General features: G+C 60.4%; 29 protein-coding genes, 4 tRNA genes and 1 pseudogene. 15 read left to right on the top strand and 19 right to left on the bottom strand.

Annotated elements, in window-relative coordinates:
* The 3 genes and pseudogenes from IEX27_RS21715 to IEX27_RS20310 form a co-directional block, all read right to left on the bottom strand.
* Positions 1 to 70 (bottom strand): annotated as a pseudogene (locus tag IEX27_RS21715) (DUF6429 family protein); the annotation flags it as partial.
* Between the two features lie 4 nt (positions 71 to 74).
* A complete protein-coding gene (locus IEX27_RS20315) occupies positions 75 to 872 on the bottom strand; it encodes a site-specific integrase (protein WP_188722917.1) in 798 nt (265 codons plus the stop codon).
* A gap of 496 nt (positions 873 to 1368) precedes the next feature.
* Positions 1369 to 1444 (bottom strand) — tRNA-Val (locus IEX27_RS20310).
* A gap of 200 nt (positions 1445 to 1644) precedes the next feature.
* On the opposite strand from IEX27_RS20310, the gene IEX27_RS20305 reads away from it, so the two are divergent.
* From IEX27_RS20305 to dusA, 5 genes are all read left to right on the top strand, one after another.
* Positions 1645 to 1721: transfer RNA gene (locus tag IEX27_RS20305), tRNA-Asp, on the top strand.
* Positions 1722 to 1983: 262 nt separating this feature from the next.
* Positions 1984 to 2060: transfer RNA gene (locus IEX27_RS20300), tRNA-Asp, on the top strand.
* 153 nt (positions 2061 to 2213) lie between these two features.
* Positions 2214 to 2417 (top strand): DUF5993 family protein, encoded by a 204-nt coding sequence (locus IEX27_RS20295; RefSeq protein WP_188722916.1) that lies wholly within the window; start codon positions 2214 to 2216, stop codon positions 2415 to 2417.
* A 12-nt stretch (positions 2418 to 2429) separates the two neighbouring features.
* Entirely contained in the window at positions 2430 to 3059 is a 630-nt protein-coding gene (locus tag IEX27_RS20290) for a disulfide bond formation protein B (RefSeq protein ID WP_244630480.1), read from the top strand.
* 8 nt (positions 3060 to 3067) lie between these two features.
* Complete coding sequence (dusA, locus tag IEX27_RS20285) at positions 3068 to 4069, top strand: tRNA dihydrouridine(20/20a) synthase DusA (protein WP_188722915.1); 1002 nt, start codon at positions 3068 to 3070, stop codon at positions 4067 to 4069.
* On the opposite strand, the gene IEX27_RS20280 is transcribed toward dusA, so the two are convergent.
* Positions 4066 to 4764 carry a retropepsin-like aspartic protease family protein gene (locus IEX27_RS20280; RefSeq protein WP_188722914.1) on the bottom strand — a complete coding sequence of 233 codons (699 nt, stop codon included), beginning with the start codon at positions 4762 to 4764 and terminating at the stop codon, positions 4066 to 4068. The genes dusA and IEX27_RS20280 overlap by 4 nt on opposite strands.
* A 1-nt stretch (position 4765) precedes the next feature.
* Complete coding sequence (locus tag IEX27_RS20275; RefSeq protein WP_188722913.1) at positions 4766 to 4954, bottom strand: DUF1289 domain-containing protein; 189 nt, start codon at positions 4952 to 4954, stop codon at positions 4766 to 4768.
* Between the two features lie 212 nt (positions 4955 to 5166).
* On the opposite strand from IEX27_RS20275, the gene IEX27_RS20270 reads away from it, so the two are divergent.
* From IEX27_RS20270 to IEX27_RS20255, 4 genes are all read left to right on the top strand, one after another.
* Positions 5167 to 5745 carry a thermonuclease family protein gene (locus IEX27_RS20270; protein WP_188722912.1) on the top strand — a complete coding sequence of 193 codons (579 nt, stop codon included), beginning with the start codon at positions 5167 to 5169 and terminating at the stop codon, positions 5743 to 5745.
* Positions 5742 to 6353 carry a glutathione S-transferase family protein gene (locus IEX27_RS20265; protein ID WP_188722911.1) on the top strand — a complete coding sequence of 204 codons (612 nt, stop codon included), beginning with the start codon at positions 5742 to 5744 and terminating at the stop codon, positions 6351 to 6353. Before IEX27_RS20270 ends, IEX27_RS20265 begins: the two co-directional genes overlap by 4 nt.
* Before the next feature lie 22 nt (positions 6354 to 6375).
* Positions 6376 to 6993: a uracil-DNA glycosylase family protein gene (locus IEX27_RS20260; protein WP_188722910.1), complete on the top strand. Its 618-nt coding sequence runs from the start codon at positions 6376 to 6378 to the stop codon at positions 6991 to 6993.
* Between the two features lie 99 nt (positions 6994 to 7092).
* A complete protein-coding gene (locus IEX27_RS20255; RefSeq protein ID WP_188722909.1) occupies positions 7093 to 7584 on the top strand; it encodes an Lrp/AsnC family transcriptional regulator in 492 nt (163 codons plus the stop codon).
* A 6-nt stretch (positions 7585 to 7590) separates the two neighbouring features.
* On the opposite strand, the gene IEX27_RS20250 is transcribed toward IEX27_RS20255, so the two are convergent.
* Genes IEX27_RS20250 through IEX27_RS20235 form a run of 4 tightly spaced genes read right to left on the bottom strand, consistent with a single transcriptional unit; the run spans position 7591 to position 12547 of the window.
* Positions 7591 to 9216, bottom strand: coding sequence for an ABC transporter ATP-binding protein (locus tag IEX27_RS20250; protein WP_188722908.1), 1626 nt, complete (start codon positions 9214 to 9216; stop codon positions 7591 to 7593).
* Positions 9213 to 10082, bottom strand: coding sequence for an ABC transporter permease (locus IEX27_RS20245; protein WP_188722907.1), 870 nt, complete (start codon positions 10080 to 10082; stop codon positions 9213 to 9215). The genes IEX27_RS20250 and IEX27_RS20245 overlap by 4 nt, the downstream gene beginning before the upstream one ends.
* A complete protein-coding gene (locus IEX27_RS20240; RefSeq protein ID WP_188722906.1) occupies positions 10079 to 11023 on the bottom strand; it encodes an ABC transporter permease in 945 nt (314 codons plus the stop codon). Before IEX27_RS20240 ends, IEX27_RS20245 begins: the two co-directional genes overlap by 4 nt.
* Before the next feature lie 42 nt (positions 11024 to 11065).
* A complete protein-coding gene (locus tag IEX27_RS20235; protein WP_188722905.1) occupies positions 11066 to 12547 on the bottom strand; it encodes an ABC transporter substrate-binding protein in 1482 nt (493 codons plus the stop codon).
* A 152-nt stretch (positions 12548 to 12699) separates the two neighbouring features.
* Between IEX27_RS20235 and IEX27_RS20230 the strand changes: the two genes are divergently transcribed.
* The 6 genes from IEX27_RS20230 (at position 12700) to IEX27_RS20205 (ending at position 16285) form a co-directional block, all read left to right on the top strand.
* Positions 12700 to 13440 (top strand): alanyl-tRNA editing protein, encoded by a 741-nt coding sequence (locus IEX27_RS20230; RefSeq protein ID WP_188722904.1) that lies wholly within the window; start codon positions 12700 to 12702, stop codon positions 13438 to 13440.
* A gap of 83 nt (positions 13441 to 13523) precedes the next feature.
* Positions 13524 to 14369, top strand: a complete 846-nt coding sequence (sseA, locus tag IEX27_RS20225; protein ID WP_188722903.1) for a 3-mercaptopyruvate sulfurtransferase — start codon at positions 13524 to 13526, stop codon at positions 14367 to 14369.
* Positions 14370 to 14371: 2 nt separating this feature from the next.
* On the top strand, positions 14372 to 14932 hold the full coding sequence (locus tag IEX27_RS20220) for a GNAT family N-acetyltransferase (protein WP_188722902.1): 561 nt from the start codon (positions 14372 to 14374) through the stop codon (positions 14930 to 14932).
* Positions 14933 to 15072: 140 nt separating this feature from the next.
* Positions 15073 to 15630: an OmpA family protein gene (locus tag IEX27_RS20215; RefSeq protein ID WP_188722901.1), complete on the top strand. Its 558-nt coding sequence runs from the start codon at positions 15073 to 15075 to the stop codon at positions 15628 to 15630.
* Positions 15631 to 15773: 143 nt separating this feature from the next.
* Positions 15774 to 16070 (top strand): Dabb family protein, encoded by a 297-nt coding sequence (locus IEX27_RS20210; RefSeq protein WP_188722900.1) that lies wholly within the window; start codon positions 15774 to 15776, stop codon positions 16068 to 16070.
* Positions 16071 to 16208: 138 nt separating this feature from the next.
* A tRNA-Pro gene (locus tag IEX27_RS20205) sits at positions 16209 to 16285 on the top strand.
* Positions 16286 to 16344: 59 nt separating this feature from the next.
* Here the strand turns inward: IEX27_RS20205 and IEX27_RS20200 are convergent.
* The 10 genes from IEX27_RS20200 to IEX27_RS20160 form a co-directional block, all read right to left on the bottom strand.
* Positions 16345 to 17382 carry a tyrosine-type recombinase/integrase gene (locus tag IEX27_RS20200; RefSeq protein ID WP_188722899.1) on the bottom strand — a complete coding sequence of 346 codons (1038 nt, stop codon included), beginning with the start codon at positions 17380 to 17382 and terminating at the stop codon, positions 16345 to 16347.
* 185 nt (positions 17383 to 17567) lie between these two features.
* Positions 17568 to 17933, bottom strand: coding sequence for an HNH endonuclease (locus IEX27_RS20195; protein WP_188722898.1), 366 nt, complete (start codon positions 17931 to 17933; stop codon positions 17568 to 17570).
* A complete protein-coding gene (locus IEX27_RS20190) occupies positions 17933 to 18091 on the bottom strand; it encodes a hypothetical protein (RefSeq protein WP_188722897.1) in 159 nt (52 codons plus the stop codon). Before IEX27_RS20190 ends, IEX27_RS20195 begins: the two co-directional genes overlap by 1 nt.
* Positions 18088 to 18597 (bottom strand): hypothetical protein, encoded by a 510-nt coding sequence (locus IEX27_RS20185; protein WP_244630479.1) that lies wholly within the window; start codon positions 18595 to 18597, stop codon positions 18088 to 18090. The genes IEX27_RS20190 and IEX27_RS20185 overlap by 4 nt, the downstream gene beginning before the upstream one ends.
* A 15-nt stretch (positions 18598 to 18612) precedes the next feature.
* Complete coding sequence (locus IEX27_RS20180; RefSeq protein WP_188722895.1) at positions 18613 to 19272, bottom strand: lambda exonuclease family protein; 660 nt, start codon at positions 19270 to 19272, stop codon at positions 18613 to 18615.
* Complete coding sequence (locus tag IEX27_RS20175; RefSeq protein WP_188722894.1) at positions 19272 to 20021, bottom strand: ERF family protein; 750 nt, start codon at positions 20019 to 20021, stop codon at positions 19272 to 19274. The genes IEX27_RS20180 and IEX27_RS20175 overlap by 1 nt, the downstream gene beginning before the upstream one ends.
* Entirely contained in the window at positions 20018 to 20149 is a 132-nt protein-coding gene (locus tag IEX27_RS21590) for a hypothetical protein (protein ID WP_280516504.1), read from the bottom strand. The genes IEX27_RS20175 and IEX27_RS21590 overlap by 4 nt, the downstream gene beginning before the upstream one ends.
* Positions 20142 to 20414, bottom strand: coding sequence for a hypothetical protein (locus tag IEX27_RS20170; protein ID WP_188722893.1), 273 nt, complete (start codon positions 20412 to 20414; stop codon positions 20142 to 20144). The genes IEX27_RS21590 and IEX27_RS20170 overlap by 8 nt, the downstream gene beginning before the upstream one ends.
* 82 nt (positions 20415 to 20496) lie before the next feature.
* Positions 20497 to 20757 (bottom strand): hypothetical protein, encoded by a 261-nt coding sequence (locus tag IEX27_RS20165; RefSeq protein ID WP_188722892.1) that lies wholly within the window; start codon positions 20755 to 20757, stop codon positions 20497 to 20499.
* Entirely contained in the window at positions 20754 to 21089 is a 336-nt protein-coding gene (locus IEX27_RS20160; protein ID WP_188722891.1) for a hypothetical protein, read from the bottom strand. Before IEX27_RS20160 ends, IEX27_RS20165 begins: the two co-directional genes overlap by 4 nt.
* Positions 21090 to 21382 lie beyond the last annotated feature (293 nt).

The raw sequence follows: 21382 nt of genomic DNA, 5'->3' as shown, positions 1-21382 counted from the left end.
GCTCATCGTGGAGCGTCAGCCATAACAGTGCCAGGACCGCGTCATCGATTTTGTCCTCGTCGATCTCCATTCTGCTATGCTACCACGCGCGAGATCCCAAGTCCCGCGGCCCACCTCGGATGGATACACTTCTCCAGTCCCGCCAGGGGATTTCCTTCAGGGTGGAACGCCTCACGATGAAGCCTCCGGCCCCACTTGATTATAGTCGAGATGCAAGACACCTTGTCGTTGATGGTGCGATTGGTTAGCTCGCTACCGGCCAACAAGGAAGCTCTCCACCGCTCCACCTCTTCCCGCGTAACCGTTCGAGCATCCAAGGCAGCAGACTTACTTAGACCTTGGGATTGCCTCCAGGAGGCGAACTCTTCACCTCGCTTCAAGTATTTCCTTGGGGTTGAGGCCGGGAAGGGCTTGGCGTCCTTACCCAGCGCCCGCCGTGCTGTCTCTGCTGCCACGATGCTCCTAAAGGTGAACTGTGGGTCGGCCTTGCTAGATGCTGTGGAGGTCTTCGCCGGAGGGACAAACGCCGGGGCCGCTTCGAGTTCGGGAACTGGATTGTAGTTTCCGCCACGCTTCGCCTCTAGACCGCGATGGGCCGCACCCATGAAGGAAAGCATCTCAAGGTTCACCAAACGGCGGGCCTCAGCGTCGATGTGAAGGGCCTTACTGGCGACTGCTTTGTCCGTATCATCTCCATGGGCAGCCTCAAGTAGCGAGGCAAGATGGGGGGCGATGAAGGGCCGAATGTCGGGATAGCGATCCAAGAGCTTGAAGGCCAAGGAGGACCGCCGCTTTTCATCCTGGCTTTTCAGGTACGCTCTGAGGTCTCGCATAAAGCGTTGACGCTCAGACGGAGGCATCTTCTCTGCCATCGCAATCCAATGGGCATCATCACCTAAAGAGGGCTGAGGAACTGGAGGCGAGGGTGGAGCTGAATATGGGTCTTCATCATAGGCCGCTACGAACGCTCGGGCATGGTCAGCAGCAAGAGCCATTTGTTGCTTAGGAGTTAGGGGCATTGGGCCATCCGCTAAGACCTTCTCCCAAGCTGCCATCTTGGCATCCCAGGCTACGAGCATCGCGCGATATGCTTCTCCGGCCTCATCCCGATCAGACTTGCCGGTGGAGCGCCCATGTTCCTGAGTCTTGGGGATGTCTTTGACCCCGAGGCCGATCAAGCGATTTCGTTCACGCCATAGCGGCGAGGGGATACGGAACCGCCCCTGGTAAATGTCCGAGCCTTTGCGCTTGAACAGTCCTTGCATCAATCGACGCCTACCAGCCATTGCCCTAGCATATTCCCATAGCAGTCCGCGTTGACGGAAACCATTAGAAATGCTATGTTTTTGGTTCTGCTAGGGAAAATAATGGTGGGCGATGAGAGACTCGAACTCCCGACATCCTCGGTGTAAACGAGGCGCTCTACCAACTGAGCTAATCGCCCGCGGGCGGCAAGTGGTGCGCCCGTGTTTCGTGAGGCTCGTTTAGGCATTTCCGGACTGATCCGCAAGCGGAAAAATACACTTCCACAGCCCCAATCGAAAAAAAATGAAAAATGATCAGGCGGGCCGAAACCCCTGTTGACTCGAATCTCGATACCCCCTAATTGAGCGCCATCGCTTCGAAACAAACCGAAGCAAATGCGCGGGTGTAGCTCAGTTGGTTAGAGTGCCGGCCTGTCACGCCGGAGGTCGCGGGTTCGAGCCCCGTCACTCGCGCCATTCTCTTCTGAAGAATGGTGCGGCCCTCGCAAATCACTTCCCAAATCGTCTTCAACATATCTCTCGCTTGACTTGCGTCTGACGTCAGTCCAACTCGTCAATTCGGCGCAGAAACAAGCTTTTCCACGACCATTCCACAGGGAAAGGCTTTGCTCTGTGGAGCATCGGCAGGGCAGGGCGTGAAAATCGCTGTAACAATTGACACGAATCTAGATACCCTCTAAAGGGTCGCCATCGCTTCGAAACAAACCGAAGCAAATGCGCGGGTGTAGCTCAGTCGGTTAGAGTGCCGGCCTGTCACGCCGGAGGTCGCGGGTTCGAGCCCCGTCACTCGCGCCATTCTCTTCCCCTACATATGGGCTCCGACGCCCCGTAAGGCTTCGCCAGCCAGAACCCGTCATAGGTCATCCGTTTCCTTGCTTCCCGTAAGGTCACGGTAATGCAATTGCCCTTTTTGCAATTTTTCCGGAGGCTCAAGGAGCAACACGAACCTTGTTCCGCAAATTTGGCGAACGGGAATTGGCAGGATCGAGCACGCCGATGATGAGCGCTCCTTTTTTCTTCTATCTGTTGGGTTTTGTTTCGATCCTGCGAGGGAATCGCCTGGCTGCGCTTTGCCTTTGGTGGTTGGCGAGCTTGTTCGTGCTCGCGTTGTTTGCGGTGCACGCGTCCAGCGTCCTCCACATTACGCTTTGATCGAGGGCAGGCATGACCCAAGCGCGCCTGATCTGGCTGAACTTGCTGGGCCTTCTCGCCATCTGCGCGGTGTTGCTGTTCGCCTTTGCGGACCAGATCATCTACGGCGACATTCCGTGCCCGCTTTGCATCCTCCAGCGGGCCGGGTTCATTGCGGCAGGGACGGGGCTCGCTCTTAATCTCGGATTTGGCATCCGTCCAAGCCATTATGCAACCATGATTCTAGGCGCACTCGTGGTCGCTGGCGTGGCGACGCGGCAGATCCTGCTGCATATCGTTCCCGGCACTGGCGCCTATGGCAACCCGTTCCTCGGTCTGCACTTCTACACGTGGAGTTTCATCGTCTCGGTGCTGATCATCTCGGGTGGGGCGATTCTTCTGGCCTACGACCGCCAATTCGTCGTCAGCGATCCACTAAGAAGCCCCGCCGCGTCGCGGTGTTGGCAATGGGCGCCTTCTGGCGCTGATCTCAGCCGCAAATGGCGTTTCGACGGTCCTGCTCTGCGGAGGAGGACTTTGCCCCGGCGATCCGACACACTACATGCTCTTGCCATAGTCTGGGAGCATCCGCGCCAACATGGCCTCCCTGGCAAAAGCGTGTTAGAGGCACGCCACACCCAGTTTCTGAACCAGTGCAGTTAGTTTTACCGATGGCAAATCCATATTCCGGGCGCGAAAAGATCTTCAGCATCGCCCCCATGCTCGACTGGACGGATTCGGCCTGCCGCTATTTTCACCGGCAGCTGACGCGTAAAGCGCTGCTCTATACGGAGATGGTGGTGGCGGATGCGGTGATTCACGGCAAGCGTGATCGCCTTCTGGGTTTCGATCCCTTGGAACACCCGGTGGCCGTGCAGTTGGGCGGCAGCGATCCGGCGAAGCTCGCCGAGGCGGCGCGGATCGCAGCTGACTTCGGCTATGACGAGATCAATCTGAACGTTGGCTGCCCATCCGATCGTGTGCAGTCTGGCACCTTTGGCGCGTGCCTCATGAAGACGCCCGAGGTGGTGGCTGAGTGTGTCTCCGCCATGAAGGCTGCGGTCTCCATTCCTGTGACAGTGAAATGCCGGATCGGCGTCGATGAACAGGATCCGGAAGAGGCGCTCGATCGCATGGCAGATGCCGTATTCGCGGCTGGCGCTGACGCGTTATGGGTTCATGCGCGCAAGGCCTGGCTGCAGGGGCTGAGCCCAAAGGAAAACCGCGATATCCCGCCGCTCAACTACGATCGCGTCTATCGCCTCAAACAGCGATTGCCGAATCAATTCATAGGCATCAATGGCGGAATTCAAACGCTGGATGAGACCCTTCAACATTTGAATCAAGTTGATGGCGTCATGATCGGCCGCGCGGCCTACCAGAACCCGGCGATCCTTGCGGACGTGGATCGCGTAGTCTACGGCGAGGATGCACCCGCACCGGATCTGGCCGAGGTCGTCGCTGCCATGGCCGACTACGCTGAGCGTCACATCGCCAACGGTGGCCGTCTGGGCCACGTCACCCGCCATATGGTGGGGCTTTTCCACGGACGCCCAGGTGCACGCCGTTTCCGTCAGATCCTGTCGAGCGATGCCACGCGCCCGGGTGCAGGGCCGGAAGTCCTGATGCAGGCGCTGGCCGAAGTTGACCTGTCGGCTGTCGAGGCCGCCTAATCAGTCAGGATCAGACGGCTGCCGCGCATCTCGAAGCTTGAGAGGCTGCTGAGGAACTGCATGCCGAGCAGGCTTTGTTCCAGCCGTCCTGCTTCCGCCACCATAACCGGCACTCTGCGCCGCTCGATGCCGCCCAGCGACATGACGTCGACGGTGGCGCGGGCCGCGTTGGCGCGTCCATTGGCGGTCACCACGGGCGTGGTGAAGGCGAGGCGTTCCACATTGATCCCGATCCGCCCTGCGTCGGCGTAGGTCAGCACGGTTACCGATGCGCCGGTGTCCACCAGTGTGAGCACTGTTGCGCCGTTCATGTCCACGCGCGCTTCGAAATGGCCGTTCCTGGAGCGGTCGATCATCACGGCCATTCGCCCGTCACTCGACACTGACATCGGGCTGCCGGGTACGAGGCCAGCCGACACGCGGCTCGCCACGTCCTGCAGCTCGAAGCGGTATTGGTATCCCGTCATCAGTATGAGAATGAGCAGCAGCCAATAGGCGAGGTCCCGCAGCACTTGCGACATGTGCCGGCGCGAGCCCACGAGGCCCACGGCGATGACGCAGGCCCAAAGGCTCATGTAGAGCCCCGAAGCAAACGCATCGTTCTGAATGCCGAAGACAGAGCCGCTGTCGTGATTGGCGACCAGCAGCATAAGGCCCACGGCTATGACAGCGATGAGGATCCAGAACAGCCGCATCTCAAGCCTTCTCCCTGTCTGCGATCTTGGAGAGGCGCTTCTCCAACCCGGCCATAACTGTACGGCGTTCTTCGGCTGTGTAGGACATCCAGCTACCGATTTCTTCCAGCGTGCGGCCGCAGCCGATGCAGATGCCGGTCGTCTCGTCGATCACGCAGATGCGTACACAGGGTGTTTCAATCGCTGTCATGAGGAAGAGATGGAGGCTTCGGGACAAAAACACAAGGCAGCAGGAAAGCTGTGCGCCGGGGGGCTTTGCGCGTCGACAAATCAACGTCGACGGCTAGGATCGCCTCTTTGAAGCTCGAAAGGCTCATTCCGTTAATGCCCCGGAAACCTGACCTTGCGAAACGCGCTGGCTCTCGCCCATCAAGCCGATCCCGGCGGTGGCGCTGGAGGCGGGTGCGGGACTGGTTACTGGGCATTGCAATCGTATTCTTGCTGGGCCGCCTGATCTTGGGACTGAATGGCTTCCGAACAGATCTCGAAGGTTTCCCGCACGTGGCGGACGGTGACTCGATAACACTGAACGGCGAACGTATCAGGCTGAAGGGCATCGACGCGCCGGAACTCGACCAGCTCTGCCTGCGTCATGGCGAGACCTACGAATGCGGGCGTGAGGCGAAGCGCGAGCTTCAGCGCCTTATAGGAGGTAGTCAGGTGAGCTGCAGGGGCGATGGCCGCGACCAGTACGATCGCCTGCTTGGCACCTGTTCCGCGGGCGAAATTGAGCTCAACAAGGCGATGGTGGAATCCGGCTGGGCCTTGGCATACGGTGAATATGAAACGGTCGAGGTGAGGGCGAGGCTCGCCGACCGTGGTCTGTGGCAGGGGTCGTTCGACCGGCCGAAGGAATGGCGCGCTGGACACCAGACCGTGCTGGAGAGGGAAGGCCAGAACTGGTTCTACCGGCTGGGCAGCACGATCGGGGATGCCCTGTGGTCGCTGTACAGCCGCATCTTTGGAGGGAGTGAGGTATGAAACTTTACGATGGGGGCAGAGCCCCAAATCCGCGCCGCGTGAGGATCTTTCTGGCGGAAAAGGGCATCGATATTCCGCTGGTCCCGGTGGACATGGGCAAGCTTGAGCATTTGGGCGAGGCGTTTGCGCGGCTGAACCCGATGAAGCAGCTTCCGGTGCTGGAACTGGACGATGGAACGATCCTCAGTGAGACCATCGCCATCTGCCGCTATCTCGAAGAGCTTCACCCGGAGCCGGCCCTGTTCGGACGGGGAGTGCTCGGAAAGGCGCGGGTAGAGATGTGGCAGCGCCGGGTCGAGTTCCATCTGCTGGGCACGATCCAGGCTGTGTTTCGCCACACCCATCCGGCGATGAAGGAAATGGAAGTTCCGCAGATCCGGGAATGGGCCGAGGCGAACCGTCCGCGCGTGCGCGCTTTCCTCGAAATCCTCGACAGGGAACTGGCCGGCCGTAGGTTCATAGCAGGCGACGAATTTTCCGTGGCCGATATCACCGGGTTCGTCTCGGTTCAGTTCATGAAGCCTGCGCGCATTGAATTGCCGCCTGAACTCACCCATGTAGGGCGCTGGTACAATGAGATCGCAGCGCGTCCAAGCGCCTCCGCCTGACCCGCTGCCAACTAGCCGGTAAATGACTGACAGCCTCGATACGCTTCTGGCGCAGATCCGCGCGTGCCGGATCTGCCGCGACAACCCCGCAGCAGGCATGGCGCTTCCGCATGAGCCACGGCCGGTCCTGATCGCCTCGCAGCAGGCGAAGATTCTGATCGCCAGCCAGGCGCCGGGGCTGCGCGTGCATGAAACGGGCCTGCCGTTCACCGACCGGTCCGGTGATCGCCTGCGCAGCTGGATGGGTGTGACGCGCGAGGAGTTCTATGATCCGGCGCGCTTTGCCATCGTGCCGATGGGCTTCTGCTTTCCGGGCTATGATCGCAACGGCGGCGACCTGCCGCCACGCCGCGAATGCGCGGTGCACTGGCGCGCAGGCGTGCTGGCTGAGATGCCGCAGATCGAACTGATCCTCACCATCGGGCAATATGCTCAGGCCTGGCACCTTGGTGACCTGCGCAAGGCGAGCCTCACAGAAACGGTGCGCGAATGGCGGGCAATTCTGGAGAGCCCGGTAAAACCGCGCGTGCTGCCCATGCCACATCCCTCCTGGCGCAACACGGGATGGCTGAAGAAGCATCCCTGGTTCGAGGAAGAGCTGCTGCCAGTCCTGAAGCAGCAAATAAGAGCGATGATTTAAAACCGGGGACCACTCGAACGCTTCATTGTAGAAATATTTTCCTTGAAATAGCCCCATTTTGACGGCATTTTCTAGAAAATTATTCTACGGGTGTGCCGCATGGACCGTCTTGATCGCAAAATTCTTCGCCTGTTGCAGGAAAATGCAACCCTTGCCGTGGCCGACGTTGCCAAGAAGGTTGGGCTTTCGACGACCCCATGCTGGCGCCGTATCCAGAAGCTTGAGGAAGAGGGCGTCATCCGCAAGCGTGTCGCCGTTCTCAACCCCGAGAAGGTGAATGCGCGGGTGACGGTTTTCGTCTCGATCCGCACCAATGCGCACAACCCCGAGTGGCTGAAGCGCTTCTCGGAAGTCATCAAGGAATTCCCGGAAGTCGTGGAATTCTATCGCATGAGCGGTGACGTGGACTATCTGCTGCGCGTGGTGGTGCCGGACATCGCCTCCTACGATCAGTTCTACAAGAAGCTGATCGCCAAGATTGAGATCCGCAACGTCTCCTCGGCCTTCGCGATGGAGCAGATCAAGTACACGACCGAGCTTCCGCTCGACTACATGGTTCTCGACAAGGAGCCCGCGCAGGCTTCTGCGTAAAATCCTTTACCGTTGAATCCCTTGCAGGCGTTTGTTGAGCGCCTGCTCAAGGTCCGGCGCAGCCTCGACAAGTGCTCGCGCCGGCTCTGTCTTTGGCGACGAGAGCACTTCTGACGTCGGCCCGCGCTCTACAATCTTCCCGGCATGCATGACCATCGTAACGTCGCTGACAGCGCGCGCGACAGTCAGATCATGCGTGATGAAGAGATAGGCGAGGCCGAGTTGCTCGTTCAGTTCCGCAAAGAGATCGAGGATCTGCGCGCGGATGGAAACGTCGAGCGCCGAGACCGGCTCGTCGGCGACGATCAGCTTCGGTTTGGTGATGATGGCGCGCGCGATGGAAAGCCGCTGCCTCTGCCCGCCCGAGAACTCATGCGGATACTTGTGCATGTCGGAGGGCGAGAGACCCACCTGCTGCAGGGCCTCGGCAACCCGGTCCCGCTTCTGCGCTGCGGTAAGCGGCTTCTCCATGAGATGAAGCGGTTCGCCCACCAGCCGCTCCACGCGGTGGCGCGGATTGAAGGAGCCGTAGGGGTCCTGGAACACCACCTGTAAATCGCGGCGGATGCTCTTGAGCTCAGCCTGCGAGCCGTGAGCCAGGTCCTTGCCACGGAACGTCACAGAGCCGTCTGACGGCTTGTCGAGCGCAAGGATGATGCGGGCGAGCGTAGACTTTCCGCAGCCGGACCGTCCGACGAGGGCCACCGACTGCCTCTCCTGAATGTCAAAGGAGACATCATCAACGGCTCGGAAAGTCTTCCTCGGCGCAAAGAGGGATGTCCGGCGTACGGGATAATCCCGCGCCACACCCTTCACCTCCAGGAGCGGCTTGCCGGAAGCAATTTCTGGAGCCTTGGCCCGTGCTGGCACATGCGTCGACGCGCGGGCGAGTTGTCGGGTGTAGGGGTGCTTCTGTTCGCGCAGGATGGCAGCCGTTTCACCCGCTTCCATCACCTCGCCATCGCGCAGGATGGTGAGCCGGTCGGCATATTGCGCCACCACCGCGAGGTCGTGCGAGATGAGGAGCAGCCCCATGCGGCCCTCGTCCACCAGCTCCTGCAGCAGGTCGAGGATCTGCGCCTGAATCACCACGTCGAGCGCGGTGGTCGGCTCGTCAGCGATGAGCAGCTTCGGATTGAGCGCGCAGGCCATGGCGATCACGACGCGCTGACGCTGCCCGCCGGAGAGTTCGTGCGGATAGCGGTTGAGGGGGAATTGGCTTTCCGGCAGTCCTACGCGGTCGAGCATGGCGCGGGCGCGGCTCTCCGCATCGGCCCGGTTCGCGCCCGTGTGCCAGCGGATGCCTTCCGCCACCTGTTCGCCAATGGTCTTCAGCGGATTGAGCGCCGTCATCGGCTCCTGAAACACCATGGCTATGTCGTGGCCACGCAGGCGGTTCATGGCGCTCTCGGGCGCGCTGAGGATATCGACGCCATCAAGCGTGACGCGACCGAAAGCTTCCATGCCGTGGGGCAGCAGTCCCATTGCCGTGAGCGCTGTCATGGACTTGCCTGAGCCCGACTCGCCCACGAGCCCCATGATCTCCCCGGCTTCCACCGTCAGGCTGACACCGTTCAGGATCGGGATCTGCCCGATCGAGACACGAAGATTTTCGATCTCAAGCAGGCTCATAGAGTCCGCCTCTGCTTGGGATCGATGGCGTCGCGCAGGCCATCGCCAAGAAGGTTAAGCCCCAGCACGGTCAGCACGATCGCCATTCCCGGGAAGAGGGCAAGGTGAGGGGCAACCGCAATCCGCGTTTGCGCGTCAAACAGCATCCGGCCCCAGGATGGCATCGGCGGCTGTGCGCCAAGCCCCAGATAGGAGAGTCCAGCTTCGGCGAGAATGCCAAGCGCAAACTGGATTGTCGCTTGCACCAGGAGCAGGTTCGCGATGTTGGGCAGGATATGTTCGGCAGAGATCAGGAACCCGCCTTTGCCGCAGGCCTTCGCCGCCAGCACGAATTCGCGCGGCCAGATCGCAAGTGCCCCGCCACGTGCGACGCGGGCGAAGACGGGAATGTTGAAGATGCCGATGGCGATGATGGCGTTGATCGCGCCGGGGCCGAAGATCGCGGTGATCATCACGGCAGAGAGCAGCGAAGGAAAGGCAAAGATCACGTCATTGGTGCGCATCAGCACTTCATCGATCCAGCCACCCCTGGCCGCAGCCCAGAGGCCGAGCGGCACCCCAAGCCCCATGCCGATGCCGACCGCCACCAGCGCGACGGCGATGGAATTGCGCGCGCCTAGCATGATCATTGAGAGAATGTCGCGGCCGAGGTGGTCAGTGCCGAACGGGTGCGCCCAGGACAGCCCTTGGACGCGACTTGCGACCGACAGCTTGGTCACGTCGTACGGTGCCCAGAAGAGCGAAACCAGCGCCACGATCGCGATCGTCAGCGTGATCGCGAGACCTACCACAAACGAAGCGTTGGAGAAGGCCCGGCGTAGCACATGGCGCTGGGAGAGATCGACGGCGGTCTGCTCGATGGTCATCGGCCGATCCTCAGGCGGGGATCGACGATGGCGTAGCAGATATCGACGGCGAGATTGATCAGGATGAGGCTGGCAACGAGTAGCATCACCACGCCTTCCACCACGATCAGGTCGCGCTGGTTGATCGCCTGGAAGATCAGCCGGCCAAGCCCCGGCAGATAGAAGACGTTTTCGATAATGATCGTGCCCGCGAGCAGGAATGAGAACTGTAGACCCAGGATCGTCAGCACCGGTATCATCGCGTTGCGCAGTGCATGCCGCCAGAGCACCTTGCGCCGAGGCAGACCCTTGGCCCGGGCGGTGCGGATAAAATCTTCGCCGAGCGTCTCCACCATGGCCGAGCGTGTCACGCGGGCGAGGATCGCGGCCTGGGGCAAGGCGAGAGAGATTGAGGGAAGGATCAGCGATTTGATCGCCTCCACCGGATCTGCCCAGCCTGGAAAGCCACCTGCAGGCAGGACGCGCAGGCCCACTGCAAAGACATAGACCAGAAGGAGCGCTAGCCAGAAGTTGGGCAGCGCGATGCCGATCTGCGCCGTGCCCATCGTAAGCGTGTCGCTGAGCTTGCCGCTGCGCGACGCAGCAAACACCCCAACCGGGATTGCTATTGCTGTGGAAAGAAAGAGCGAGATCAGTGCCAGCGGCAACGAGACGACAAGCCGTTCCTGCACGAGATCTATGACAGGGCTGGAATAGGTGTAGGAGCGTCCAAGATCGCCGGTCACAAGGCCCGCGAGCCATTGGAAAAAGCGTACAGGGGCGGGCTGGTTCAGGCCCATTTCCTGCCGCAGCGCCTCAAGCGCATCTGGACCGGCATTCATACCCAGCATGATCCGGGCGGGATCGCCCGGAAGGATTTCGAGGACGCCAAAGACGACCACCGATGCAAGGAGCAGCGTGACAAGCCCGATAACCAGCCGCTTTGTGACATAGACAATCATGAGCCTGTCTTGCCGCTCCCCCGCATTCAGATACGCTGGACCTTAGTCAGTCCAGCGTACCTTGGTCAGGTCATTCGCCTGCAGAGGCGAGTTTTCCCACAGGCCGGTGAGCTTTGCATCCCATACGCCGATCTTCGGCAGCTGGAACAGGAAGCCGTTGACCGCGTCGTCAGCAATGATGCGCTGGGCCTTGCGATAGAGCTCGTTACGGACAGCCGGATCGCTCGACTGGTCAAGCTCGGCCATCACGGCTTTGAATTCCGGATTGTTGTAGCCGAAATAATAGCCCTCGCGGCCGTAGATATCGATGTCGTTCGGCTCGGTATGCGCGATGATCGTGAGATCAAAATCCTTGTTGGTGAAGACCTGCTCCAGCCACTGCGCCCATTCCATAGGCACGATCTCGAGCTTGATGCCGATTTCTGCCAGCTGCGAGGTGATGATCTCACCGCTAATGCGGGCATAGGGCGGTGGCGGCAGCTTGATCGTCGCTGAGAAGCCGTCAGCGAAACCGGCCTCGGCGAGCAGGGCCTTGGCCTTGTCGACGTCGTGCGGATAGGTGCCGGTAAGGTCCTCATAGGCTTCGTTGGCCGGCGAGAAATGCGAACCGATCGGAACGCCGAGCCCGTCCGTCGCGCCGAGAATGATCTCTTCGCGGTCGAGCGCATGCGAAATCGCCTGGCGCACCTTGATGTTGTCGAACGGAGCCTTGGCGTTGTTCATGGCGAGGATCGTCTCGCCTTCCGTCGCGCCAATCACGACGCTGAAGCGCGGGTCGGCCTTGATCGGGGCGAGCGCATCTCCTGCCGGAAAGCTCGGGAACGCCTGAACGTCGCCGGAAAGGATCGCGGGTAAAGCTGCAGCCGCATCCGGAATGAAGCGGAACTCGGCCTTGTCGAGCGCGACGGCATCGCCCCAGTAGTCCGGGTTCTTGGCAAGGGTCACCGATGCGCCCTTGGCCCAGCGCTCGAAGCGGAAGGGGCCGGTGCCGATCGGCTTTTCCTTGTTGCCCTCAGCGCTTTCGGGCGCGACGATGACAGCGTCACCCCACCCCATATTGTAGAGGAAGGAGCCCTGAGGCTGCTTGAGCGTAACTTTCACTGTCTGCGGATCGACGGCTTCGACAGTGTCGATAGCCGCGAAGAGAGCCTTCTGTGCATTGACGGAATCGGCGGCGCGCGCGCGATCGAGCGAGAACTTCACGTCCTCGGCGTCGAAGTCCGAGCCGTCATGATACTTCACGCCCTGGCGCAGCTTGAAGGTGTAGACCTTGCCGTCTTCGGTAACTTCCCAGCTTTCGGCCAGGCCCGGCAGCACTTCGCCATTGGGACCGATCCGCGTCAGACCTTCAAAGACATTTGCGTAAAGGATCTCGTCGATGGCGCCGGCAGCACTCGCCGTCGGGTCAAGGTGCGGCGGTTCCAGCACGACACCGATGACGAGGTCAGTCCGCGCACTGAAAGCGAAGCTGGCAGAAGCAAGTGTCACCGCCGCTGCGCTGAACACAGTCACAAGGCTTTTCATGAAGGGCTCTCTCCCGATACAGTTCCATGGATCGCCGCTTGCAGCGCCTCCGGCCGCCTGCAACGATGAATGGGCCAAATCCATCGCTGATTAAATTGTATTTCGCAAGTGCGAAGACGACCCTTGAGAGTTCTATATCATAAGGAAAAAGCATGCTGACCGCAGCCTTATTTCGTGAAGAACCCTATTTGAGAACGATCAGTGCCGTTGTGACCGGCATCAACGACCGCGGGGGAATCATTCTGGACCGCACGATCTTCTACGCCACGTCGGGCGGCCAGCCGGGTGATACCGGCAGGTTCGTGCGCGAGGATGGAACGCGCATCCCCGTGGCCACGACCGTTACCGGCGAAACCAAGGATGACATTATCCATGTCCCTGCAGATGGCGCCGTTCTGCCCGAGATTGGCGAGACCCTCCAGCTCGAAATTGATTGGGACCGCCGCCTGAAGCTCATGCGCATGCACACTGCCTGCCACCTGCTGAGCGTCGTCTGCCCGTTCCCGATCACGGGTGCTTCCGTGGGCGAGGAGGAGTCGCGCGTCGATCTGGACCTGCCGGACCCGTCCTACACGCGCGAATTGGTTACCGAGAAGATCATGGAACTGGTGCATGGCAACCATCCGATCTTCACCCAATGGATCACCGACGAGGAACTTCAGGCGAAGCCCACGCTCATCAAGTCGAAGAACGTGCGCCCGCCGATCGGCACCGGCCGTATCCGCCTGGTCTGCATCGGCGAGGGATCGTCCGTCGACAGCCAGCCCTGCGGCGGCACCCATGTGGCCAACACCTCTGAAGTGGGTGAGATCCATGTCGGCAAGATCGAGAAGAAGGGACGCGAGAACCGCCGCTTCCGCCTGCGCTTCGGCCCGCTGCCCGACAGCGCCTGAGCAGGAGACGTACTTTACTCTTGCGGCACTGCCATTAATTCGGTCTTCTGAAGAGAAGACCCCCAAGTGAGTAGGTTCAGGAAATGGGTGAGAAGAGTCGTTTCGTGGTCTCCGCCGACTGGCTGCAGGAGAACCTGGAAACCCCCGGAATCACGATTGTGGATGCCTCCTGGTATCTTGCCGCTGCCGGACGTAACGCCGAAGCGGAATACGAGACCGCGCATATCCCGCGTGCAGTGTTCTTCGATCAAGATCTGGTGGTCGAGCCCGATTCGCAGTTCCCGCACACCATTCCGCACCCGCGCCTGTTCGAGCGATTTGCAAGCTCGATGGGTATCTCCGCCGATGACACGATCGTCGTCTACGACGGCCCCGGCTACTTTTCCGCTCCACGCGCCTGGTGGCTCTTCCGCGTCATGGGCGCAAAGAACGTCTTTATTCTTGACGGTGGCTTCGACCGCTGGAAGGCGGAGGGCAGGCCGGTGACAGACAAGCCAACCCCGATTGCCGGCAGCGCTTTCATTGCCGACTACGATGAGAGCAAGGTCGTGTTCCTCGACGAGATGCGCCAGCTGGTTGACCAGGGCGTACAGATCGCCGACGCGCGGTCTCTGGGACGCTTCACAGGGAAGGACCCCGAGCCGCGTCCGGGCCTGCGTGGCGGGCACATGCCGGGCGCGGTGAGCGTTCCGGCAACCAGCCTGGCAGAAAACGGCGAGCTGCTTCCGCTCGATCGACTGCGTGAACAGCTGACTGCTGCTGGCCTCGATCTGTCCAGGCCGACCGTTACCTCCTGCGGCTCCGGCGTCACGGCGGCCGTAATCGCACTGGCGCTCGAATCAGTCGGCGCGACAGGCACGCGACTCTATGACGGGTCGTGGAGCGAGTGGGGAGCCCAGCCGGACACGCCAGTCGTGACGGGAGACTAGGCATGACGGACTCGGCCGGACCACTGACGACAGTTACACTGCTCGAAATGCATCGTCCGCCAGAGCGCTATCCCCCCATACCGATGGGCCCGCACCAGCTGGCCCTTCTGCGCTGCCGGGACATGCCGCTCCACTTCTACCGTTACATCTACGATCGCGTCGGGCGTGACTGGCACTGGACTGCAGCTCTCTTCCTGGACGATGAACAGCTGGCCAGGCGCCTCAAGGCGCCGGACAGGGAGTTCCATGTGCTCTACATGGATGGCGCGCCGGCGGGCTTCTTCGAGCTGCACCGCTTCGACCGCAAGGAATGCCGCCTGCTGCTCTTCGGTCTGATGCCGCATGCGATCGGCAGGGGCCTGTCGCGCTGGTTCCTTGGCTGCGCAATTCGCGCGGCCTGGGAGGGCGGCCCCAGGGTCGTTTCGGTCGAAACCTGCACGCTCGACCATCCGGCAGCACTTCCGCTCTACCAGAAGATGGGCTTCGTGCCGGTCCGCCGCTCCGAAACCTACGGCATGCCGATCTCCGACGAGAAACGGGCAGAGGTCCTTCTGCATCGCTGAATGGGCGCAGAGGGACCGGCTCCCTCAGATGCGAAAAATGTAGCCAGCGAAGAAGCTGAACTGTTTGTAACCGACATATTCATGTTGCCTTCACCTATGCTGTCGCATGTTGCGCGCATTGAATTCCTGGAGGCAACATCATGCTAAACCGCCGTAACGCACTTTTCCTTTTTGCAGCAGCAACCCTTGCTCCAACCGCCGTCCTCGCGCAGGCGAGCATGCCCGGTGAGGCTCAGATCCTGCGCCGTCTTGAGGCAGGTCCGCGCGAGCGTGTCCGTCAGCAGGACCGCGTGACGATCGACCAGTTCAAGCGCCGGCCGGATCTGCGCCGCCGCGCTCCGTCCGTCGATATTCAGGCGATCAACTTCGAAACCGCCTCGGCCGACATCGGACGCTCGCAGTACCCAAAAGTTGAGCAGATCGCATCTGCCCTGAAGCGGCTGCTGCGCAACCGCCCGGGAACCAGGTTCCTGCTCGAAGGTCACACGGATGCGGTGGGCGCTGCCGACTACAACCTGCGTCTGTCGCAGGCGCGGGCTGATTCGCTGAAGCGCGTGCTGGTCTCGCAGTTCGGGGTACCGTCGCGGGCGATCGAGACGGTGGGCTACGGCGAGGAATTCCTGCTCGTAAACACTCCTTACGAGAACTGGGAGAACCGCCGCGTCACCATCCGCCGCATTGATGATTTCATTAGATAAGACGATAAGGCGGCTGATCGTTGCAGCGTCTCTCGGGTTCTTGGCCTGAGGGATCTGCAACCGAAGGGGAGGCGGCAGAGTTCCTGACATCGGGAAGCTCGGACCGCCTCCTTTCACGTCTGTCGCTTTGCATCGGAGTTCGCATGATACGCCACATCGTCTTTTTCAGTGCCAATGATCCGCAGGATGTCGATCGAATCGCTGAGGGCCTGTGGCGGCTGGCCGAAATTCCGCACAGCGACTTTTTCGAGATCGGCATCAACCGCAAGGTCGATCTCTACGACAACTCGAAGGTCGACGTGATCGTCTACGCAGAGTTCGCGGACGAGGCGGCTCTGGCGGCCTACAAGGCTCATCCGCTCTACCACGAGACGACGGAGCGCGTTCGCCCGATTCGCGAGCACCGTTACGCCGCGGATTTCGTTTCGCGCCGCAAGTAGCCGGCGCAGTTAAGCTAGCAGGGGGCACTATATGCCTAGCTCATTAGCCGGTTTGCGATCATGGATCAGGTGAACCTGCGGGAAACTCAAAATAGTGCTTGCGCGTCGGGGTTGGGTTATATAGGGGTTTGCACGGCTCGGAGCGTAGCGCAGCCCGGTAGCGCACTTGACTGGGGGTCAAGGGGTCGTGGGTTCGAATCCCGCCGCTCCGACCATTAAATCAAAGACTTAGCCACCCCCAAAATTGGCTCAGTTTACCGGAAGAGCAAACGGTTTACTTTTTTGTTCTTCCTTCGATCTTTTCCACGGCTGCACTCGAGACGAGATAGTGCTTCCGGATGATCGTTTCAGCGTCCTTTTCGGAGTGCCCTGTGACCTCTGCAATCTCCTTGATTGAGGCCCCGTTTCGGTAGGCCAGCGTCACGAACGTTCCTCTCAGATCGTGGAACGTCTTTCCCGTTATCCCCGCCGCAGCAAGCGACTTGCGCCAGGACGATTTGAAGCCTGTTTGCCAGGGCTTCCCCGCCTGGTTCGTCAAGATCGTAATGGCCGGCTTCGCGTTTGCCTCGTTCCGCGCCTTCGCTTCGTCCAGAATCGTCTTCAGCTCTTCCGACACCTTCACTGCCACATGCGAGCCTGTCTTGGACTGCCGGAGGCGAATCGCTCTGCCATCGTAGGCGGCCCATGTTAGCGCGAGCAGGTCGCCCTGCCGTTGACCTGTCCAGGCAGCGAGCATCATCGCCCGCACAAGGGGCTCCGGTGCCGTTGAGCGATACCGCTCGATCTCCTCATCTTTCCAGATAATCTCTCGGCGTGATCCGTCGCTGACCTTGCTCACGCGCTCAAGGGGATGCCGGGTAATCATCTCGCGATCGAGCCCAAACCAAAGGATCCGCTGCAGGACACTCATGTAGAGGTCTGCTTTCCGCGGATGAGCCTCGGCGATCTCGTCTCTCCATTGAAGGAAGATTGTCCGCGTTCCTTGTGCCGAGATCTGTTCGGCCGTCATGTCGTAGAACTCCGCCTCGATCGCGCGGATGGCCAGAAGGTAGCCTTCGCGGGTCGAGGCCTTCAGTTCCTTGTAATGGGGGGACTTCATATAGGCCCGGATGATCGAAACCAGACGGCCTTCAAACTGGGGGTTCTGCCGATCCTGCGTCATCCGCAGGAACTCCTCGTTGAACTTCCGCTCTTCCTTGACCGGATCAGCCATAATCCTCGGACCGCCGCGCCAAGCATAATAGTAGAACACGGTCGAGCCGTCGGCGAGGCGCTTCCTGACCTTATGGACGCCCGGTAGACGAACGCGCATTTCTATTCCTCCACGCCTCCAGAGACTTCAATGGGGCGGCATCATTGTCAATTGTTGCGTCGTTATCAGGGATCAGTGTGATCGCCCCATCCGCCTCCAGGCGCACGGTCATGTTCATTTCCTTCGCGACTCGAGCGGCGTTCTGGATCTCGCTGCGGCTATGGCGAAGCGGCCTGGTCATTTGTTCACCTGAATAGCTGCGGCCGTGCCAGTGGGGGCAGGGCGTTCTTGTCTATGGATGGATGCTTGCTGGCCTTGGGGAAGGCTTGGCCTACCAGCTTGGGCCTATTGCGCATTGCGCCTGAATGCTTGTCGCGCTGGCGATCGGCCTTGCGGGTGCGGCGAATGTCGTCGGCTGTTTTTTGCGCATGGCAGACGCGGCATAGCACCTGAGCATTGGCCAGGACCGGCTCGCCGCCCAGAACATCCGGCAAGATGTGGTCAACCTCACCTTCGCCAACCTTGAGCGCGGCCTTGCACTTTTCGCAGTGGCCGCCCGCGCGCTCCAAAGCTTCGCGCTTGGTCTTCCGTGAGAACTCGCGTCTTGCCATCACTGCCTCGCCAGCGGGTTGGGACGGCCAAGCTCCTTGGCAAGCATTGCGGTCTTCTGTTCGAGGGCCTTGTCAGCATCCGTTTTCTTCACCCGGTAGGTGGAGACGGATACGACGAAAGGGCGGCGACGGAATAGGCGTGAGAGTAAGCGCTTCATGCTGCTGCCTCCGTCTTGGCTGAAGCACCGCGCTCCAGGCCGATCAGGTCTTCGATGTATTCGAGGACGGCGGTCTTGCTCTCCTGGAAGCGCTTGGCACCCATCGCGCGCTTGGACTGCGACTGAGCAATGAAGCGGTAGACCGTGGTTCCTTCGACAGACACGACGCTGTATTCGCACAGCGGCCGCAGGTTTTTCGCCCAGCGCTGCGCCTCGGCATTGGAGCCACAGGTGTAGGTTTGTGTGTCGCAGTAGCGGCACATGATGAGCGCGTATTTGCGCAAGTGTTCCGGCGACTGCGCCCATGGCTCATGCTTGAAGCGCTCGGGAAGGTTGGCCCATAGGTCGGCAATCACCGCGAACTCATGGTTATGGCTCGCCTGGCTGCGGTCTTCGCATGGTGCCAGCTTGTAGACTTCTCCAACGACATAGGCCGTGTCTGCCTTGCTGCCCCAATACTCGGAGGCAGGGCGGAACTCGCCTTCGCCGCAATATCTGAAAAGCATGGGGGAGGTCATGGTTCAGCCTGCCATGAGTAGACGCACCGCCTCAGGCAGCTGGTCTGTTTCGGGTTCATACTTTGAGCGGAGCCTATCGACGCGCTCTCGCAGTTCGGAGAGGAAGGCAACCACGTCTTGTTCGATCGCCGCTATCGTTTCATCGTCACGCTTCACACGCTGGACGTAGAGCTTCATCGCTTCGGGGTAGCGCGGGTCATAGCTCGCGAAGTCGCACCACTGGCGGCCGGTGCAAGCCATCTGCCACTGCATCTGCTGCAGATACTCTGGCGCGATGGCGTCGGTTTCCAGCGTCTCAAGGTGGGTGATGACGGTCGGGCATTTGAACTCGACCAGCCCGTCGTCGCCAACCAACCCATCGGGCGAGGCTCCAGCGTCGGCAATGGTCGGGTGCGGGATAAACCCAACATCGACAATCTCTGCATCGCTGTAGAACTCATAGGCGCGCTTTGCCTCGGGCTCTATCTCGGTGCCCCATCGCCGCGCCGCTCCGGTGCCCCCCGGTATGTGCTCGCCGGAGAGGCGCTCGGCTATAAGGTCGGCCATATAGTTCTTGCGCGATGCAGCCCAACCGGTTTTCGTGCGGGCGCGAACGTCAGCTATACGCGAGGCAGTCACCTTGCCAGCGCGGACGACAAACCATTCTTCCGAACGCTGTTCCATCACTTCGCCGCCTTCTTCCTGAGTGATTGCATTGCTTCCTCGAAGCGCGAGGCGCGGAGTTCTGGGAGTGCGTCGATTTTGAAGTAAGCGCAGAACTTCTCGATGTCTGATCCGGTTTTTGCGATCAGATCGCGCAGGGTCTCCAGTTGTTCTTCGCTGACCGTGGCTAGCTCTTCTGCGCTCTTGCCGTGGCTCTGTCCGTCGTCGTCTTCGGCGGAGGCTAGGCCGAGGGACTGGATGAGAGTGTAGCGTTGCAAATAAGTGAGCGTGGATCCGATCGCTTGAATGGCGGTCTTGTTGCCGCTCGTATCCGCCGGGCCGGAAATGCTGTTCTCCTCAGAATGCCCATCCTTGTGAGACAGGACGCAAGTGACAGTGATCTTGTCATTCTGTTCGGTGCGGAAGCGGTAGGACAGGCCGTGCTCACTCAGAACCGGATCGACAGCGCTCGCGTACGCAGCGAAATTTGCGTAAGCCTTGCTGTTGTGTCCCTTGGCGTTTTTGATGACGGGACCAATTTCAGACTTCGCAGCCGCCACGGCTGCGTCGAATGCGCGCTTGGCCTGATCGGCGGCAAGCTCCTTGCTCAGTGCCATCATCTCGCGGACGGACTGGAAGTCGGCACCGCTCTGGATAAGCTGATAGGCCATCTGCATAGGCGTCATTTCGGCGGGTGCAAAGCGGGAAGGCTCATCTACGGCGCGGCTTGTTTCTGGCTCGCGCAGGTCTAGTGCAGTGTTCGACGTCATGCTGCTTTCCTCATTGGCGTCTCGCGGCGTTCAAGCTCGCGGCGGATTTCGGCCTTGACCGCCTCGTCCAGGTAGAGGGCTAGCCAGCGGTGAAGGGTGTCGGATGAGGCGGGGGCGAAGTCAGTCATGGCTGACCTCGTCGTCGGGGTGCGACGGCCACAGCATCCACGCAAGCGGCGGGGTATCACGAGTGAAGCACTCCCAGCGGCCGCCACCCCCGCGCTCGTCTTCAGGCAGCCAGCGTGAGGCGGTTACAGTCTTGCCATTCCCGGCGGCGATGATCTTCGGTGCGCGGTAAACCTGAACGGCTATTTCCTGGCCGTTCTTGCCTCTCCGCGTCTCGGTGACGTAGCCGCCTTTGGGGGCTTGCGAGATGTCGCGGTTCCACTTCATGCCACTGCTCCAAGTATGGTGATGCCGATGATGAAGGCAGAGAGAGCGAGCAGGGCGGTGAGGTCTTGAAGGAAGTGGCGGGTCATGCTGGGTACTCCATGACGTATTTCTTTGCGTCATCCTTCGACATATCCTCGCCAGACCAATCGTTTCGTATCGGCCCATTGATCGCGTCGATCAGTTCGCAAAGAGCGGCCTTCTGATCAGCTGTGTCGCTCTGGGAAAGCAGACTGACGGACGTTGGACCGCTAGCGTACCTTGCAAGGGCGGCACGGGCTTTCCCGTTCTCACCAATGTCCCATCCCTTGAGCGTTCCCCATTTCAACAGCAGGTATTCGCTCATGCTGCGACCCTCACCATGCGGCCATCCGGATCATTCGGGCCAAGACCTCGAAAGGAGAAGCTCCCGTCTTGATCGACAGCGCGCTCGATGAAGGCGTCATCGTCTTCGGCGTCGCGCTGAATGCGATCAGCGATCGTTCTCGCCAGCGGGTCATCACTCTGCATCAGACTGCGGTCGTCGAGGTACACGTCGCTGACAAGCACAACAGGCTCGCCGTCTTCCCACTCGACTTCGCACTCAAGCTCAACCTCAAGGCATTCGATCAGCATGAACGGGGTCGCATCATCGACCGTGCCAGCATCGGGTATCTGGGCTGTGTAGGGAATTCGCATCTTGCATCCTCCTTCGGCGGATCAGGCGAACCGTCTTCGCGCCGTGTTGATGGGAGAAATATGCGTTATGCACATCAGCCAGTCAACATAAAGATGCGTAATGCATATTTTTCTTGAGTGGGTCAGAATCATCTGTCATAACGACAGTGCCTAAGGCGAGTGATGCGAGCTATGGCGGAAACTGGGTGATGACGGTTTGAGAGAGGCGGCGTATCGAGGCGGGTGACAAAGCCTGCCAGAACCTCACGAGGAGCGATACGCCATGAAGACAGATACCACCATTGTTTCCTTTC

It is taken from the genome of Nitratireductor aestuarii, from assembly GCF_014641695.1.
Classification (GTDB): domain Bacteria; phylum Pseudomonadota; class Alphaproteobacteria; order Rhizobiales; family Rhizobiaceae; genus Chelativorans; species Chelativorans aestuarii.
This window is presented reverse-complemented; position numbering and strand designations above follow the sequence as displayed.